This is a genomic window from Bradyrhizobium sp. NBAIM14 (assembly GCF_020193895.1).
In the GTDB taxonomy this organism is placed as follows: domain Bacteria; phylum Pseudomonadota; class Alphaproteobacteria; order Rhizobiales; family Xanthobacteraceae; genus Bradyrhizobium; species Bradyrhizobium yuanmingense.
Genome location: NZ_JADYVQ010000001.1, coordinates 971,525 through 989,597 on the forward strand (window position 1 = coordinate 971,525; position 18,073 = coordinate 989,597).

General features: G+C 66.0%; 12 protein-coding genes. 7 read left to right on the forward strand and 5 right to left on the reverse strand.

Annotated elements, in window-relative coordinates; translation table 11 throughout:
* The first annotated feature begins 71 nt into the window (after positions 1-71).
* Complete coding sequence (locus I6F28_RS04540; RefSeq protein ID WP_225139348.1) at positions 72-2,837, forward strand: di-heme-cytochrome C peroxidase; 2,766 nt, start codon at positions 72-74, stop codon at positions 2,835-2,837.
* 161 nt (positions 2,838-2,998) lie between these two features.
* Here I6F28_RS04540 and I6F28_RS04545 read toward each other — a convergent pair whose 3' ends face one another.
* Complete coding sequence (locus I6F28_RS04545; RefSeq protein ID WP_057028207.1) at positions 2,999-3,946, reverse strand: alpha/beta fold hydrolase; 948 nt, start codon at positions 3,944-3,946, stop codon at positions 2,999-3,001.
* Between the two features lie 216 nt (positions 3,947-4,162).
* Between I6F28_RS04545 and I6F28_RS04550 the strand changes: the two genes are divergently transcribed.
* Together I6F28_RS04550 and I6F28_RS04555 are read left to right on the forward strand one after the other, a co-directional pair.
* On the forward strand, positions 4,163-4,627 hold the full coding sequence (locus I6F28_RS04550; RefSeq protein ID WP_035997846.1) for an Hsp20 family protein: 465 nt from the start codon (positions 4,163-4,165) through the stop codon (positions 4,625-4,627).
* A 154-nt stretch (positions 4,628-4,781) separates the two neighbouring features.
* Positions 4,782-5,552 (forward strand): alpha/beta fold hydrolase, encoded by a 771-nt coding sequence (locus I6F28_RS04555; protein WP_036021395.1) that lies wholly within the window; start codon positions 4,782-4,784, stop codon positions 5,550-5,552.
* 62 nt (positions 5,553-5,614) lie between these two features.
* On the opposite strand, the gene I6F28_RS04560 is transcribed toward I6F28_RS04555, so the two are convergent.
* A complete protein-coding gene (locus I6F28_RS04560; RefSeq protein ID WP_225139349.1) occupies positions 5,615-6,367 on the reverse strand; it encodes a hypothetical protein in 753 nt (250 codons plus the stop codon).
* Positions 6,368-6,858: 491 nt separating this feature from the next.
* On the opposite strand from I6F28_RS04560, the gene gltB reads away from it, so the two are divergent.
* Together gltB and gltD are read left to right on the forward strand one after the other, a co-directional pair.
* Positions 6,859-11,604: a glutamate synthase large subunit gene (gltB, locus tag I6F28_RS04565; RefSeq protein WP_225139350.1), complete on the forward strand. Its 4,746-nt coding sequence runs from the start codon at positions 6,859-6,861 to the stop codon at positions 11,602-11,604.
* A 146-nt stretch (positions 11,605-11,750) separates the two neighbouring features.
* Positions 11,751-13,202, forward strand: a complete 1,452-nt coding sequence (gene gltD, locus I6F28_RS04570; protein ID WP_225139351.1) for a glutamate synthase subunit beta — start codon at positions 11,751-11,753, stop codon at positions 13,200-13,202.
* Positions 13,203-13,385: 183 nt separating this feature from the next.
* Here the strand turns inward: gltD and I6F28_RS04575 are convergent, their stop codons facing one another.
* A complete protein-coding gene (locus I6F28_RS04575; RefSeq protein ID WP_225139352.1) occupies positions 13,386-15,128 on the reverse strand; it encodes an outer membrane beta-barrel protein in 1,743 nt (580 codons plus the stop codon).
* A 190-nt stretch (positions 15,129-15,318) separates the two neighbouring features.
* Here I6F28_RS04575 and I6F28_RS04580 point away from each other — a divergent pair, with 190 nt between their 5' ends.
* Positions 15,319-16,326, forward strand: a complete 1,008-nt coding sequence (locus I6F28_RS04580) for a KpsF/GutQ family sugar-phosphate isomerase (protein WP_225139353.1) — start codon at positions 15,319-15,321, stop codon at positions 16,324-16,326.
* 164 nt (positions 16,327-16,490) lie between these two features.
* Here I6F28_RS04580 and I6F28_RS04585 read toward each other — a convergent pair whose 3' ends face one another.
* Positions 16,491-17,042, reverse strand: coding sequence for a carboxymuconolactone decarboxylase family protein (locus tag I6F28_RS04585; RefSeq protein WP_225139354.1), 552 nt, complete (start codon positions 17,040-17,042; stop codon positions 16,491-16,493).
* Positions 17,043-17,113: 71 nt separating this feature from the next.
* Here I6F28_RS04585 and I6F28_RS04590 point away from each other — a divergent pair, with 71 nt between their 5' ends.
* The gene (locus I6F28_RS04590; protein ID WP_035997791.1) at positions 17,114-17,440 is read left to right on the forward strand and encodes a winged helix-turn-helix transcriptional regulator; all 327 of its coding nucleotides are present in this window, start codon (positions 17,114-17,116) and stop codon (positions 17,438-17,440) included.
* Between the two features lie 181 nt (positions 17,441-17,621).
* Here the strand turns inward: I6F28_RS04590 and I6F28_RS04595 are convergent, their stop codons facing one another.
* The gene (locus I6F28_RS04595; RefSeq protein WP_036021378.1) at positions 17,622-18,065 is read right to left on the reverse strand and encodes an NfeD family protein; all 444 of its coding nucleotides are present in this window, start codon (positions 18,063-18,065) and stop codon (positions 17,622-17,624) included.
* Between the last annotated feature and the right edge of the window lie 8 nt (positions 18,066-18,073).

Consider the following 18,073-nt stretch of genomic DNA (forward strand, 5'->3'; position numbering starts at 1 on the left):
TTTGTTAGGACTTTCCGCGCTCTAACAACGCGCCTGCTTTTTCAAGATTCGCTGCTTTCAGGATTTGGGCCATGCATCACCCCGCTTCGAAGCCGCCCTTCGATCCCTCGATTCCAGTCTCGCCGAACAATCCCTGCCCGTTCCTGCGCGGCCTCGTCGGCGAAGGCTTCGTCGAGGGCGGCACCGTCCCGCTCAACACGCTGTCGCAGACCATCGCCAATGCGACCGGTGAGACGGGGCTGAAGAAGGTCTCGGCCCGCATCCAGGTCCGCGGCGTCGCGATGATCGCCAACGGCGTCAAGCACATTCTGAAGAGCATCTTTTCGGGCGCGCAGCTCGACGCGCTGCGCGGCGGCCCGCTGGACAAGCGCGGCGCCGGCTCGCGCATCCTCGGCGTCGACGGCAAGATCGACGAGGACGAGATCGCGCGGCTCGCGAGCTTCGGCCGGAACTACACCGACCCGAACACCGGCAGCAGCGAGCCCGGCCTCAACGCCGCGGAAATCAAGACCTTCATGCGTGACAACCTCGAGCGCGCCGGCAGCGCCGCTCGCTGGTACTACCCGCTGCTGATGAAGTTCGAATGGCCCATCCTTTTGAAGATCATCGGCAAGGGCAAGCAGGGCGAAGAGCGCTATCTCAGCGTGGCCGACGTGCGCACGCTGTTCGAACAGCGCCAATTCCCCGACCGCATCAATCAGCGGATCGTATCGCAGCCGCTGCTGTCGTCCTGCCAGCTCCGCTTTCGCTGGGCGGTCGCGCTCACGGCGTTCGTCATCGGCCTCGGCCTCGTCGCCCTGGTCGCGGTGGCCGAATTCCCCAACCAGGTTCGTGCCATGCTGCCGCAGAAGGGCGTGCTGGTGAATCTCCTGCCGCCGCCCCTGCCGGCGATGCCCGAAACCAAGGCTGCCTATTGGCTCGAGCAAAACTGGTCGCTCAAGGACCGACATTGGTTCCACCACGCCAGCCAGGGCACCGCGACGTTCCCGGTGCCCTATGAGTGGTTCGTGGCGCTGGAGCAGCCGCAGCTCCACCTGTTCTCCAAACCGGGCCTGATCAAGGACAGCGCCTATCTCGAACGCTTCGGCTTCATCCCGAGCCCGCAGACGATCCAGACCGACACGGCGACGCTGCGCCGCTTCGGCTACGCCAATGTCTACGAGACCACGCAAGCGTCGGACTGGTCGACGCGCTGGACGCCGGCGGAGAACGTTGACGGCCTGCCGGTCGGCTTCGCGCGCATGACCGGCGTGGTCGATCCCGCGACGAGCCGCCGCGAGGACGACATGATCGGACTGACCTGCGCCGCCTGTCATACCGGCCAGATCCATTACCAGGGCATCGACGTCCGTTTCGACGGCGGCCCGGCGATGACCGACCTGAAGAAGCTCGAGCTCGCGACCGGCCTGTCGATCGCCTACACGCTGTACGTCCCGTTCCGCTTCCAGCGTTTCGCCGATCGCGTGCTCGGCCCCGACGCCAGCAAGGCGGACCGCGCCGCGCTCAAGCAGAAGCTGAGCACGATCGGCAGCTTCCTGATCGACTGGGCCAAGACTTACGAGAAGACGATCGAACGCAAGACGACCTGGGACGGCAAGCAGCAGCAGGACACCGAGGAAGGGTTCGGCCGGCTCGATGCCCTCAACCGCATCGGCAACCAGGTGTTTTCGCAGGACCTCGCAATGAGCGGGGTCAAGGGATTCGAGAAGAACCTGCACGCCCAGGACGCGCCGGTCAGCTATCCCGCGATCTGGACGGTGCCCTGGTTCAAATTCGCCCAGTACGACGCCTCGATCGAGCAGCCGCTGATCCGCAACGCCGGCGAAGCCCTCGGCGTGACGGCGCTGCTCAATTTGTCCGATGCCTATCCGCAGGACAGGCTGTGGCGCTCCTCGGTGAACATCAGGACGCTCGGCTGGATCGAGGACATGCTGAGAGGCCCCGATCCATTCAAGGCGGCTGATGGTCCGAAGTTCGGCGGCCTGCTCGCACCGAAATGGCCCTCGCACATCCTCGGCGATGCCTGGAAGCTGAAGCCCGATCGGGTCGAACGCGGCCGCGCCATCTACGCGGAGATGTGCTCCGGATGCCATCTGCCTGACATCAACACCCCGGCCTTCTGGTCGTCGAAGCGCTGGGAGCCGAGCGGCGACAGCAAGGTGCTGAATGCGGTGACGATCCCGCTCGACGAGATCAAGACCGATCCCGAGCAGTCCCTCGTTCTCAGCAAGCGGACCGTCGACGTGCCCGGCTTTCTGAAAGTCAACACGGCTGACCTGCAGACGTGGTGGCAGTGCGAGATCCCGACCGCGAGCAAATCGCCCAACGAGATGGTCTATGCACTCGGGCTCATGACGGTGGTCGATCTCGTCGCCCGCAAATGGATGGACGACGAGAAGATCCCGGAGGCCGAACGGGCGCAAATGTGGAATATGGCGCGCAAGAACTGTCTCAATCCGGCGCCTGACCCGCGCTATCGCGCCCGGCCCTTGAACGGCATCTGGGCCACTGCGCCTTACCTGCACAACGGCTCGGTGCCTTCGCTGTACTGGTTGCTGAAGCCGCAGAACGAGCGTCCGCAAAGATTCTGCATGGGCCGCCGCGACTACGACCCCGACAGCGTCGGTTTCGCAGTCACCGCCAACGAGCGCTGCAAGACCGGTGAAACGGAGTTCTCCGCGACCGGCTCCGACGGCAAGCCGATCCAGGGCAACAGCGTGCTCGGCCATTCCTTCGAGCGCAAGGACGGTGAGTCGAAGCGCCCCGGCGTCATCGGCCGCATGTTCAAGGACGACGCCGAGCGCTACGACCTGATCGAGTATCTGAAGACGCTGTAAAGAATCTTGCTTCGTCATTGCGAGCGCAGCGAAGCAATCCAGGCTGTCGCCGCGGAGATAGCCTGGATTGCTTCGTCGCAAGAGCTCCTCGCAATGACGGAGAATGAGGACGCTCCTCGACTCCGATTCTCACCGTCCTCGTGGAGGCTCCCGATCTCTTCTCACTTGAACAGCGGCGTGCCAGGCACGAAGGCGTCGAAGGCGGCCCAGAACTGGGTGCGGTAGCGGTCCTGCTCCTGGAGGATCTCGTGCTTGGCACCGGCGATCACGAGATGGGAGCCGGCGCGCAAATGATAGGCGAATTCCTCGATCGCCGCGGTCGAGACCACGGTATCGTTGGAGGCCGCCAGCATCAGGATCGGCTGGCGGATCTGGGAGGGGTAGTTCACGCGCTTGAAGGTGTGCATCGCGCGGAAGGCGGTATCGGCCCAGGCGACCGTCGGCGAGGCTAGGCCAAGCGTCGGGTCTTCCTCCAGGATCGCGGCGTTGCGCGCATAGCGGACGGGATCGCTGGTCAAGGGATTGTTGATGAAGGGTTCGAGCCCGGTGAGGCGGTCGCTGCCGCCGGGGACGTAGCGGCCGCCCTGCCCGAGCAGGCGCATCGTCTTGAGCAGCGCACGCACGGGGAGCGAGGTGGTGCGCCCGGGCAGGTCGATCATCGGCGCAGACAGCACCATGCGGTCGAACCAGCGCTTGCCGGCATGCGCCACCCGCAGCAGCACCGTGCCGCCCATGGAATGGGCGAGCGCGAAGAAGGGTGGCGGGCAATCCGGCAGCACCACCTGCTGCACGAAGGTCTCGACGTCGATCTCGAAATCGGCGAAGTCGCGCACATAGCCCTTGCGCGGATCGCGCAGGCGGCGCGACGAATGGCCCTGCCCGCGCCAGTCGATCATCGCCACCGCAAAGCCGCGGTCGCGCAGGTCGCGCACGGTCTCGAAATATTTCTCGATCTGCTCGCTGCGCCCGGTGAAGACGCAGACCGTGCCCTTGCGGTTCGCCGGCGGCGCCCAGCGCGCAAAGCGCAGCTCGACGCCATCAGGGGTCTTGATGGTGCCGCTGACGACGTTTTCGGGGACCGGATTGGCGGGAATCGAGACCAGCGTCATTGGGCGTGCTTGGGCGGGAAGTGCTGCAAATCAAGGGGCCAAAGCGCCGAAAAGGCGCCTGTCCCGCCCTCTTGAACGCCGTCTCGTTCCACCCATATCACCTTCGTGCAGGCCGCTACCAGTGTTTCGGAACTGGAACATCAGGCTGCACACAGACTAAAGCCCGGCCCGATTGGCGGGCGGGTTACCAACAGTCGCTCAATGGAGGACTTGACCATGCGTAGCTACGATCTCACTCCGTTCTATCGTTCCACCGTCGGCTTCGACCGTCTCTTCAACCTGCTCGACCAGGCCAGCTCCGACGGCAGCCCCGGTTATCCCCCCTACAACATCGAGCGCACCGGCGAGAACGCCTACCGCATCACCGTTGCGGTCTCGGGCTTTGCCAAGGATGAGCTCTCCATCGTCGCCAAGGAAAACACGCTGACGATCAAGGGCGAGAAAGTCGCGAACGAGAACTCGAAATCCGAAGTGCTCTACCGCGGCATCGCCGCGCGTGCCTTCGAGCGCGCCTTCCAGCTTGCCGACTTCGTGCAGGTGAAGGACGCCTCGCTCGAGAACGGGCTGCTTCATGTCGACCTCGTCCGCGAGATTCCCGAGGCCAAGAAGCCGCGCCAGATCGCGATCAACGCCGGCGCCAAGGCGCAGGTGATCGAGAACTCCGCCGCGCAGGCCGCCTGAGCCAGGCGACCAACCCAGCGACTTCCAGGTTGCGAAAACGCCCCGGTGCCCCGGGGCGTTTTTTCGTTGCAATGCATCACAGAGCAGTGATGGCGTAACACCGTCGCCTCGCTCTCCGTCCTTTGGGCATCGAACCAAAAACACGGAGAAGATCATGTCACTCTGGCGCAGCCTTTTCGTCGCCGCGAGCCTTTTGGCCGCTCCCCTCAACCTCGCTCATGCCCAGACACCGCAGACGGTCAAGGCGAAGAACGTCGTGCTGGTGCACGGCGCCTGGGCCGACGGCTCGAGCTGGTCGGAGGTGATCCCGATCCTGCAGGCTGCAGGCCTGCATGTGACCGCCGTGCAGAATCCGCTGTCCTCGCTCAGCGACTCCGTCGAGGCGACCAAGCGGGCGCTGGCCGAGCAGGACGGGCCGACGGTGCTGGTCGCGCATTCCTGGGGCGGCACCGTGATCAGCCAGGTCGGCACCGACCCGAAGGTCACCGGCCTCGTCTACGTCGCCGCACGCGCGCCCGATGCGAACGAGGATTTCGTGGCGCTGTCGAAGCAGTTTCCGGCCGGGCCGGCGCGCGCCGGCATCGTCGAGCGCGACGGCTACACCAAGCTCTCGGAAGAGGCCTTCCTGAAGTACTTCGCCAACGGCGTGAAGCCGGCGCAGGCCAAGGAGCTCTACGCCGTGCAATGGCCGACGGCGGCCTCGATCTTCGCCGGCCGCACCACGGAGGCGGCCTGGCGCTCCAAGCCGAGCTGGTACGCGGTGTCGAAGAACGACTACACCATCAACCCCGATTTCGAGCGCTTCCTCGCCAAGCGCATGAACGCCACCACGATCGAGCTCGATGCCGGCCACCTCTCGCTGGTGTCGCATCCGAAGGAGGTGGCGAATCTGATCCTGGATGCGGCGGGGTATCCGCGGAGCTGACACGCGGTCAGTTCACGCAAAAGCGCCCGAGAGATTCTCGGGCGCTTTCCGTTCGCTGACGCTTAGTCCAGCCCCTGCGCAGCCGGCATGTCCTGCGTCGGCAGGATGGTCGGAGCCGGCCGGGCCTGACCGACGGTTGGTGCGATTGCTTGCGGGGCGGCCTCGGCCGGCTTGGCTTGCACCACGGCGGCCTGCTGCGCCGGCTGGGCCTGCACTGCCTGAGCCTGCTGCGCGGTGGGCGCGGCCGGCTTCGCGGCGACCGGCGTCTCAGCGCGCCGCGGGGCGGCCTTCGGCAGCGGCACGGCGCGGCTTGCCACATGCGGGATCGACGCCGGCGGGCGCGGCGGGCCGCCGCGGACCACGGTCGGCGGCAGTGCGGTTTGCGGCCCGTAGGGCGCGACCGCGCGCTCGTCATAGGCGGGCGCCATGCCATAGGCGTCAGGGGCGGGCATGAAGCGGATGATCCGCCCGTCGCGGGCGTCGATCACCAGCCGGCCATCGTCGCCGTTTCTGTCGATCACCGCGATGGTGTAGACGCCGCCGCGCAGGCGCGGAATGCCGAGCGGCGAGAAGCCGTTTTCGCGCAGCACGGCGTAAACCTCGGTCGGCGGCAACAAGGCCAGCGCAGGGCCGCGCTCCTCGTAGCCATAACCGTAGCGCGGCGGCGGGGCGGCTTCCGGCGGCGCATAGGGCCCGTCGAAATCCGAGACCGCGATGACGGCCCTGGCGATACCGCTCGCGGGAACCTGGGCCTGCCCCGCACTGGCACCCAGCGCCAGCACGGCGGCGGCCACACATCCTGTGAAAAACTTCATGATCCAGACGCTCCTGTCAGGCCCTCCGGTGGCCGCCCTCTTTCGCTTCTCGCGGCGTGGCGCGCCTTCCGAAGGGTTGATCCGAAGCTTCATTTGGGATTTCGGCGCCGCCGGGGCCGGATCAGGGCGTGTTTGCCTCAAAACCGGGGCTGCGCAACTTTTGGAAAGCGATCGATTGACTTCTGCGGAATCGGGACTTCCGCGCGCTTGTGTGCTAGACAAAAATTTGGCAAGGTGATGGTTAGGACAGGAAGACTGTCTCAATTTTGCCTGCGGTTCCGGCATAGGGATTGCAGCGAGAACTGGTGCTCTCGAGCGCCGGCAAGGTACCAGGCAAAGCCGTTCTCGGGGACGAAGAACGCCTAGGCCTGAATTTAAGAAAATGCGGCTCGCAGAGGACGAGCGGTGGCCCAGGAGCGGGTGCCGCGGGACGCCCAAGGTGCGCCGAAGATGGCGGTGAGGCAGCTTGCCGCATGGAGAGGACAGGAACAATGAACGGGTCGCAATTCGAGCGCGCAAACATCGTGGCAGAAGAGCTGTCGGCGACGGTCGCCTCGAAAACGACCGATCCGATCACCTCACCGATTCAAGAGCACAATTCGCGCCCCAAAGCCGAAGGCCTCTACGATCCGGGCCTGGAGAAGGACTCTTGCGGCGTCGGCTTCATCGCCAACATCAAGGGCAAGAAGTCGCACGAAATCGTCTCGGACGCGCTGAGCATCCTCTGCAACCTCGAGCATCGCGGCGCCGTCGGCGCCGACCCGCGCGCCGGTGACGGCGCCGGCATTCTGGTGCAGATCCCGCACGCCTTCTTCAGCCGCAAGGCCTCAGAGCTCGGCTTCAAGCTGCCGGCGCCCGGCGAATACGCCATCGGCGCGTTGTTCATGCCGCGCGACACCGCCTGGCGCAACGTGATCAAGAGCATCGTCGCCGACCAGATCAAGGAAGAGGGTCTGACCCTGCTCGGCTGGCGCGACGTGCCGACCGACAATTCCTCGCTCGGCGTCACCGTGAAGCCGACCGAGCCCGCCTGCATGCAAGTGTTCATCGGCCGCAACGGCACCGCCAAGACCGAGGACGAGTTCGAGCGCCGGCTCTACATCCTGCGCAAGTCGATCTCGCAGGCGATCTACCAGCGCCGCGACCGCGGCCTTGCCGGCTATTACCCGTGCTCGATGTCCTGCCGCACCGTGATCTACAAGGGCATGTTCCTCGCCGACCAGCTCGGCAAGTACTATCCCGATCTGCACGAGGCTGACTTCGAGAGCGCGCTCGCGCTCGTGCACCAGCGCTTCTCGACCAACACCTTCCCGGCCTGGTCGCTGGCGCATCCCTACCGCATGATCGCGCATAACGGCGAGATCAACACGCTGCGCGGCAACGTCAACTGGATGGCGGCACGCCAGGCTTCGGTCAGCTCCGAGCTCTACGGCAAGGACATCAACCGGCTCTGGCCGATCTCCTATGAGGGACAGTCGGACACCGCCTGCTTCGACAACGCGCTCGAATTCCTGGTGCAGGGCGGCTACTCGCTGCCGCACGCCGTCATGATGATGATCCCGGAGGCGTGGGCCGGCAATCCCTTGATGGATGAGAAGCGCCGCGCCTTCTACGAATATCATGCCGCGCTGATGGAGCCGTGGGACGGCCCCGCCGCGATCGCCTTCACCGACGGCCGCCAGATCGGCGCCACGCTCGACCGCAACGGCCTCCGGCCCGCGCGCTATCTCGTCACCAAGGACGACCGCATCGTCATGGCGTCCGAGATGGGTGTGCTGACGATCCCCGAGGACCAGATCATCACCAAGTGGCGGCTGCAGCCGGGCAAGATGCTGCTGGTCGACCTCGAGCAAGGCCGCCTGATCCCGGACGACGAGATCAAGGCTTCGCTCGCCGCCAGCCATCCCTACAAGGAGTGGCTCGAGCGGACCCAGATCGTGCTCGAAGACCTGCCGAAGGTGCCGACGACAGGCGTGCGCTCAAACCTGTCGCTGCTCGACCGCCAGCAGGCGTTCGGCTACAGCCAGGAAGACATCACCATCCTGATGACGCCGATGGCGGCCACGGGCGAAGAAGCCGCAGGCTCGATGGGCAACGACACGCCGATCTCGGCGCTGTCGGACAAGGCCAAGCCGCTGTTCACCTACTTCAAGCAGAACTTCGCGCAGGTCACCAACCCGCCGATCGACCCGATCCGCGAGGAGCTGGTGATGAGCCTGGTCTCGATCATCGGGCCGCGGCCGAACCTGTTCGACCTGCAGGGCATGGCCACGACCAAGCGCCTCGAAGTGCGCCAGCCGATCCTGACCGACGCGGACCTGGAAAAGATCCGCTCGATCTCGGAGGTGGCGGAGTCGCACTTCAAGTCGCGCACGCTGGACACCACCTTCCACGCCGGTCTCGGCGCGGCGGGCATGGACCAGGTGCTGGACGAGCTCTGCGCACGCGCCGAAAGCGCAGTGCGCGAGGGCGTCAACATCATCATCCTGTCCGACCGCATGGTCGGCACCGACCGCGTGCCGATCCCATCGCTGCTCGCCTGCGCCGCCGTGCATCATCACCTGATCCGCACCGGCCTGCGCACCTCGGTCGGCCTCGTCGTCGAATCCGGCGAGCCGCGCGAAGTGCATCACTTCGCCTGCCTTGCCGGCTACGGCGCCGAAGCGATCAATCCGTACCTCGCGTTCGAGACCATCACCGCGATGAAGGACCGCCTGCCCGGCTCGCTCGACGACTATGAGATCGTCAAACGCTACATCAAGTCGATCGGCAAGGGCCTGCTCAAGGTGATGTCCAAAATGGGCATCTCGACCTACCAGTCCTATTGCGGCGCGCAGATCTTCGACGCGGTCGGCCTCAAGGCCGACTTCGTCGCCAAGTTCTTCGCCGGCACGCACACCCGCGTCGAGGGCGTCGGCCTTGGGGAGATCGCGGAAGAAGCCGTGCGCCGCCATGCCGACGCGTTCGGCGAGGCGCAGGTCTACAAGACCGCGCTCGATGTCGGCGGCGAATATGCCTATCGCAGCCGCGGCGAGGACCATGCGTGGACCGCGGAGTCTGTGTCGCTGCTGCAGCACGCCGCGCGCGGCAATTCGCAGGAGCGCTACCGCGCCTTCGCCAAGATCCTCAACGAGCAGTCGGAGCGCCTGCTGACGCTACGCGGCCTGTTCCGGATCAAGAACGCGGAGGAGGAAAAGCGCAAGCCGATCCCGCTCGACCAGGTCGAGCCGGCCAAGGAGATCGTCAAGCGTTTCGCCACCGGTGCGATGAGCTTCGGCTCGATCTCGCGCGAGGCGCACACCACGCTCGCGATCGCCATGAACCGGATCGGCGGCAAGTCGAACACCGGCGAAGGCGGCGAGGAAGCCGACCGCTTCAAGCCGATGCCGAACGGCGATTCCATGCGTTCGGCGATCAAGCAGGTCGCCTCGGGCCGCTTCGGCGTCACGACGGAGTATCTCGTCAACTCCGACATGATGCAGATCAAGATGGCGCAGGGTGCCAAGCCCGGCGAAGGTGGCCAGCTGCCCGGCCACAAGGTCGACGCGACCATCGCAAGAGTCCGGCACTCGACGCCGGGCGTCGGCCTGATCTCGCCGCCGCCGCACCACGACATCTACTCGATCGAGGACCTGGCGCAGCTCATCTACGACCTCAAGAACGTCAACCCGACGGGCGACGTCTCGGTCAAGCTCGTCTCGGAGATCGGCGTCGGCACTGTGGCCGCGGGCGTTGCCAAGGCGCGCGCCGACCATGTCACCATCGCGGGCTTCGAGGGCGGCACGGGTGCTTCGCCGCTGACCTCGATCAAGCATGCGGGATCGCCGTGGGAAATCGGGCTCGCCGAAACCCACCAGACCCTGGTGCGCGAGCGGCTGCGCAGCCGCATCGTGGTCCAGGTCGACGGCGGCTTCCGCACCGGCCGTGACGTCGTGATCGGCGCGCTGCTGGGCGCCGACGAGTTCGGCTTCGCCACCGCTCCCTTGATTGCGGCCGGCTGTATCATGATGCGCAAGTGCCACCTCAACACCTGCCCGGTCGGCGTCGCGACCCAGGACCCCGTCCTGCGCAAGCGCTTCACCGGCCAGCCCGAGCACGTGATCAACTACTTCTTCTTCGTCGCGGAGGAAGTCCGCGAGATCATGGCTTCGCTCGGCTTCCGCACCTTCAACGAGATGGTCGGCCAGGTGCAGCTGCTCGACCAGACCAAGCTGGTCGCGCATTGGAAGGCCAAGGGGCTCGACTTCTCCAAGCTCTTCGTCAAGCAGAAGGAAGAGAAGGGCCAGAAGATCTATCACTCCGAGCGCCAGAACCATCATCTGGAGGCGGTGCTCGACCGTACGCTGATCGAGAAGGCGCAAACAGCGCTCGACCGCGGCGCGCCGGTGAAGATCGAGGCCGCCATCAACAGCACCAACCGCTCCGCAGGCGCGATGCTGTCCGGCGCGGTCGCCAAGATCTACGGCCATGCCGGCCTGCCGCACGACACGATCCATGTCAGCCTCACGGGCACCGCAGGTCAGGCCTTCGGCGCCTGGCTCGCCCACGGCGTCACCTTCGAGCTCGAAGGTGAAGGCAACGACTATGTCGGCAAGGGCCTCTCGGGCGGCAAGATCATCGTCAAGCCGCCGAGGAACTCGGCCATCGTGCCGGAAGAGAGCATCATCGTCGGCAACACCGTGATGTACGGCGCGATCGAGGGCGAGTGCTACTTCCGCGGCATCGCCGGCGAGCGTTTTGCCGTGCGTAACTCGGGCGCGGTCGCCGTGGTCGAGGGCGCGGGCGATCATTGCTGCGAATACATGACCGGCGGCATCGTGGTCGTGCTCGGCAAGACCGGGCGCAACTTCGCGGCCGGCATGTCCGGCGGCATCGCCTACGTGCTCGACGAGGCCGGTGACTTCGACAAGCTGTGCAACCTCAGCATGGTCGAGCTCGAGCCGGTGCTGTCGGAGGAGCTGATCAACGCCGGCACCTATCACCATGCCGGCGACCTCGAGGCGCATGGCCGGGTCGACGTGTTCAGGAACCTGCTCGCCTCCGACGTCGAGCGGCTGCACGTCCTGATCTCGCGCCACGCCAAAGCCACCGGCTCCAAGCGCGCCGCCGACATCCTTGCCAATTGGAAGGACTGGCTGCCCAAATTCCGCAAGGTGATGCCGGTCGAGTACCGGCGCGCGCTGCGCGAGATGGCGGCCAACGCGGACGCCGAGCCGAAAATCGCGATCGGGGCGTAAGGCATTACACCTCGTCATTGCGAGCGAAGCGGAGCAATCCAGAATCTCTCCGCGGAAAAAAGACTGGATTGCTTCGTCGCTTCGCTCCTCGCAATGACGGTGAGGAAACAACAAGACGAATTTAAGCGGCAGGGACTTCGGGTTTAATGGGCAAGATCACGGGTTTTCTGGAAATCGAACGGCACGACCGCAAGTACACCCCGGTCGCCGAGCGCGTGAAGCATTACAAGGAATTCGTCGTTCCGCTCTCCGAGAAGGAGGTGCGCGACCAGGCCGCGCGCTGCATGAATTGCGGCATTCCCTATTGCCACGGCACCGGCTCGGTCGCGCCGGGCACGCCGGGCTGTCCGGTCAACAACCAGATTCCCGACTGGAACGACCTCGTCTACCAGGGCAATTGGGAAGAAGCCTCGCGCAACCTGCATTCGACCAACAATTTCCCGGAGTTCACGGGGCGCATTTGCCCGGCGCCGTGCGAGGCGTCCTGCACGCTCAACATCGACGACAACCCCGTCACCATCAAGACCATCGAATGCGCGATCGTCGATCGCGCCTGGGACAATGGCTGGCTCCAGCCGGAAGTCGCGACTGTGAAGACCGGCAAGAAAGTCGCGGTGATCGGCTCGGGTCCGGCCGGCATGGCCTGTGCGCAGCAGCTGGCGCGCGCCGGCCACGACGTCCACCTCTACGAGAAGTACGCCAAGGCCGGCGGCCTGCTGCGCTACGGCATCCCCGACTTCAAGATGGAGAAAGGCGTCATTGACCGCCGCGTGGCGCAGATGGAAGCTGAAGGCGTCACCTTCCACTACAACAGCCATGTCGGCGCTGAGGGCAACGTCGATCCGCGCGAGATGCTCAACGAGTACGACGCCGTGGCGCTGACCGGCGGTGCGGAAGCCCCGCGCGACCTGCCGATCCCCGGCCGCGAGCTCGCCGGCATCCACTACGCCATGGACTTCCTGCCGCAGCAGAACCGCCGCGTCTCCGAGGAGCCGCTCGGCGGCGTCCAGGAGATTTTGGCCGGCGGCAAGCACGTCGTCGTCATCGGCGGCGGCGACACGGGAAGCGACTGCATCGGCACCTCGCTGCGCCAGGGCGCGCTCTCGGTGACGCAGCTCGAGATCATGCCCGCGCCGCCCGAGCGCGAGAACAAGGGCCTGACCTGGCCGAACTGGCCGCTGAAGATGCGGACCTCGTCGAGCCAGGCCGAAGGCGCCGTCCGTGAATACGCCGTGCTGACCCAGAAGTTCTCGGGCGAGAACGGCCAGGTCAAGAAGCTGCACTGCGTCCGCGTCGACGACAAGTTCAAGCCGATCGCCGGCACCGAGTTCGAGCTCGATGCCGAGCTCGTCCTGCTCGCGATGGGCTTCGTCCATCCCGTGCACGAGGGCCTCTTGAAGCTGCTCGCGGTCGAGCTCGACCCCCGCGGCAACGTCAAGGCCAACACGCTGGACTACCAGACCTCGCGCCCCAACGTGTTCACCGCCGGCGACATGCGGCGTGGGCAATCGCTGGTGGTGTGGGCGATCCGCGAGGGCCGGCTGTGCGCGCGGTCGATCGATACGTTCCTTATGGGGAAGACGGATTTGCCGCGCTGAGATGTCATTCCGGGGCGCGCGAAGCGCGAGCTATGGTGCGCAATTGCGCACCTGAGAATCCATTCATCACCAACCCAGACGCCCGATGGATTCCGGGCTCGCGCTAAGTGGCGCGCCCCGGAATGACAATTGGAGAGAGCCGCGCCTTTCGGCTTCGTCTCGTGCGACGCGCTAACAAGCGCCTCAATTCTGCAGCCTCACCCCGAGCAGCACCACCGTGCCCTGCGAGCTCGAGCCCGGCTGGCTCGAATTCAGGATGTCGTGGCGCAGCGTGCCCTTGACCCAGATGTTGCGGTTGAGCTTGTAGATCAAATTGCTTTCGAACGAGTAGGTCTTGTCGTTGCGGTTCTGGCCCTGGTAGTCGAGCGTGCCGTAGGTGAACTTGCCGACCGCGGTGAGCCAGCGGCGGAAGTCGTGGTCGACTTGGGCGGAGTAAGTGCGCACCAGGACGCCGGATGAGCCGGGGACCGTGGTCTCCGATATCTGCGTGTCGGTGAAGAACTTCACCGTGGTGAGGCCGCTGGCGCTCCAGATCAGCGAGCCCGTGGTCAGAAACCCTGCGAGCTGGCTGAGGCGCGGATCGGTGTAGCTGCGCGCGGAATAGCCGACCGAGATCTCGCCGGTGAGGATGCGCGAGAACTCGAAGGACGAGCCGACCTTGGCATAGCCGCCGTTGGAATCGCGGAAATAGCCGTTGCGGTCGGAAGCCTGGTCGTGGACGCGGGTATCGCCCTGGATCTCGACGAAGGGTTTTAGGCCGGGCTTGAGGTCGTAGGAGAAGCGGCCGACGCCGCCATATTGGTTGAAGTTGCGGTCGTCGTTGCTGAAGGTCGAGCCGTCGGTGAGCTTGGAATCGGTGTAGGCGGTGCGATCGATGGTGGCGCCGGCCGCGACCTGGAAGCGGTTGAAGGTCTGGTCGAAGCCGAGCGTCGTGCCATAGGCGGCGTAGACCGGATATCTCTGCAGGCCGGCCTGCACGTTGGGGCTCCCGGGATTGTCGGTGGCGAGCCGCAGGCGCAGCTGCGAGGTCAGCTTGAAATCGCGGGTGACGTCGAGGCGGCCATCGACATGGCCGTTGAAATCGGGACGATTGGCCTCGACCGGCGACGGCGAGGCCAAGCCGTTGATCGTCGCCGGCATGTCCTTGGTGTAGCCCGAGAACGAGCCGCGCAGATCGGCGACCAGCGCGTGGCGCTCCCAATCCGACACCACGAGCAGATCGGGCGCGATGACATAGGCCGGCGAGCCGACGGGCCTGTTGAGGCGCGTCGGATTGCTGTCGTAGCCGGCGGAGAGTTCGAGCCCGCCCTTGATCAGGAAGCTGCCGGCGTAATCGCCGACCGCGCCGAACGGATCGTCATCGGCCCTGAGGCGGCGGCGCAGCGGCTGGCCGGGCACGTTGCCCGCCATCGCCGCCGGCACCGGGACCTTGTGCGCGGTCTCGGAGGGCGGTGGCGCGATGCGCGGCGGGCCCAGCGTCGTGGCCGGCGTTGCGGGCGGCGGCGGTGAGCCGGGACCGGCGGCGCGCTTCGGCTTCGGCTGGCCCGGATAGAGCTTGGGCTGCTGGCGCTTGCGGTTGAGCGAATCGTAGCCGGAGCCGCTCGCGCCGGTGGCGGCCGGCAGGCCGTAGGTCGGGACCTGACCGACACGCGAGCTCGCCGGCGCCTGCTGGCGCTGGCGCGGGTCGGCGTTAGGATCAGGCAGTTTCGGCAAGGCGTCGGAGGGCGCCTGCGGCACGCCGGCGGTGCGGCGGGTTGGCAGCGTCTCAGGCGAAGCAAAGGCGCCGCGGTTGGGATTGAACAGGTCGGGCGTGAGGCCCTGGGCCGCCGCCGGGCCGCTTTCGAGGGCTGTCAGCATGAGGCACGGCAAAGCGGCGCGCAGGAAATGCGCGACCTTGCTCCGGCTCCTGCCTGGAGACGACCCCACGATGGAATTACCCCAACGAAATCAACACTTTCTCGATCATCCCCGCCGGCTGGCGAGAACCATCGTTAATGGAGTTAAAACAATTATGGTTAATGACCGGTTGAGGGCATCCGGCCGCGCGTCGCCTCGCTGATCGGGGCGTGCTAAGCAGGCGCCGTTGGGCGAACGCCCCTCCTCCCTGGACCCGACCATGCCGAGCTCGAAACCGCTGATGACCCAATCATCCGGCTCCATTCCCGATAGCGTCGAATCCGCGCTCCGCACCCTGGAGACGGAGAGCGGCGGCATCAACGCGCTCGCCGCCGCGCTGCGCGGCCCGCTGGGCGAGCCGTTCGCCAAGGCGGTCGAGCTGATCCGCAACGCCAAGGGCCGCGTCATCGTCACCGGGCTCGGCAAATCAGGCCATATGGGCCGCAAGATCGCCGCGACGCTGGCCTCGACCGGCACGCCTTCCTTCTTCGTGCACGCCGCCGAAGCCGGTCATGGCGACCTCGGCATGATCACGCCCGACGACGTCATCCTGGCGCTGTCCTGGTCCGGCGAGCAGCCGGAGATGAAGAACCTCGTGAACTATTCGGCGCGCTTTGCGATCCCGATGATCGCGGTGACCTCGAGCGCGTCGTCCTCGCTCGGCCAGGCCGCCGACCTCGTGATCGAGCTGCCCAAGGCGCGCGAGGCCTGCCCGCACAATCTGGCGCCGACCACCTCCACGCTGATGCAGGCCGCGATCGGCGACGCGCTCGCGATCGCGCTGCTGGAGGGACGCGGCTTCACCGCGCTGGAGTTCGCGCATTTCCACCCCGGCGGCAAGCTGGGCGCGATGCTGAAATTCGTCCGCGACTACATGCGCACGGGCACTGAGATTCCGCTCAAGCCGCTCGGCACCGAGATGTCGGAAGCCGTGGTCGAGATGTCGGCGAAGGGGCTCGGCTGCGTCTGCATCGTCAACGATGCGGGCGAGGCCGTCGGCATCATCACCGACGGCGATCTGCGCCGCCACATGCGGCCCGATCTGCTGACGGTGACCGTCGACGAGATCATGACGAAGCAGCCCAAGACCGTGCCGCCTTCGATGCTCGCGACCGAGATGATCGAGGTGCTGAACACCCGCAAGATCACCTCGCTGCTGGTGACGGAAGCGGGCAAGGTGGTCGGGATCGTGCATCTGCACGATCTGCTGCGCGCGGGCGTGGCGTAGGGCGCGCAGCCCGCTTCACCCGTCATTCCGGGGCGCGCCACTTGGCGCGAACCCGGAATCCATTTCACCCCGAGGTCGCTGCCCGATGGATTCCGGGCTCGCGCTTCGCGCGCCCCGGAATGACGGTGAGGATGAGACGCTCCTCGCAATGACGGTGGAGAGACCTACGCCGGAAACCGCGCCGCGTTCTCCTCCAGCGGCAAGCGCAGCCCGTTCGCCAGATACGACACCGTGCGATAGAAGCCGCACAGCAGCATGATCTCCAGGATCTGCGCCTCGTCGTAATGCGTCGACAGCGCGGCGAACTCCTCGTCCGCGAGTGTCGCGCGATGATGCAGCGCGTCGACGGCTGCGATCAGCGCCTGCTCGGCCGGCGACCAAAGGGCCGAATTCGTATCACCCAGCACCGTCGCACGCACCTCCTCCGCGGTGAGCTTCGCCGGCCCGGCGAAGATCGCGACATGCACGCCCCATTCGTATTCGCATCCGTTCAGCGCGCAGGTGCGGTCGATGACGATCTCACGCTGGCGCAGCGAGAGCGGCCCCGGATCAAGCAGCCCGCCCGCGCGAAACTTGTCCCAGGCCCGGTCATGGCCCGCCATCACCCGGAACAGCACCAGCGGCGGCGCACCGCGCATGATGCGGTCGAACTGCGCCTGGATGTCCAGGGGATAAGGCGGCGAGAGCGGGGCGATGCGCGGTGAGGCCTGGGACATGAGCGATTTCCGTTGCTACATTTACCGTAGCACTACGCTACATTATCCGTAGCATGACGCAAGAGGTGACCATGGCGAAACGGGCGACAACAGCAGAACGCCGCGTCCGCGGCTCGCGCACCGGACGGCCGATCATGGCTTTGCTCGACCTGCTCGGCCGGCGCTGGGCCTTGCGGATCTTGTGGGAGTTGCGCGGAGAGCCCCTCACCTCGCGCGCCCTGCGCAGCGCCTGCGACGAGGCCTCGCCCACGGTGCTGCAGGCCCGGCTGACCGAGCTGCGCGAGGCGGGCTTCGTGGAGCTGGGCGACGGCGGAGGTTACGGACTGACACCGCTGGGCCGGGAATTGTGCGAGACCTTCATGCCACTGCACAGGTTTGCGGAGCGATGGAGAAGGTGAGCATCACTCGTTGCCACGCGCTGGTGTTCCTTCTCCCCTTGTGGGAGAAGGTGGCGCGAAGCGCCGGATGAGGGGTCTCTCTCCACGAACTCAGCTTAGCTATCGCGGAGAGACACCCCTCACCCGTCTCGCCGCTTTGCGGCGATCCACCCTCTCCCGCAAGGGGAGAGGGGAAAAGTCCTCACGCCGCGGCGACCGTCAGGTTCGCGCCGTCGACCTGTACCACCTTCACCCGCGTGCCGGCCGGCGTATCGGGCCCAGCCACGCGCCATACCGTGTCGCCGATGCGCACGGTGCCGGTGCCGTCGATGATCGGCTTCTCCAGCGTGAACTCACGGCCGAGCAGGGCTTCGGTACGCTTGTTGAGGAATGGACTGGCGCTGGCGTCCGGCTTCGGCTTGGCCAGGCGGCGCCAGACCGGCACGGCAGCGGCGGCAAAGATCGCGAACATCACGAGCTGGATCTGCCAGGAGATTGCAGCCGCGAACGAGATCAGGCCGACCAACAGCGCAGCGAGCCCAAGCCAGAACAGGAAGATGCCGGGCGCCAGCACCTCCAGGGCCATCAGGATGAAGCCGAGGATCAGCCAGTTCCAGTTGCCGAGCGATACGAACATGTCGGTCATGACAAGAC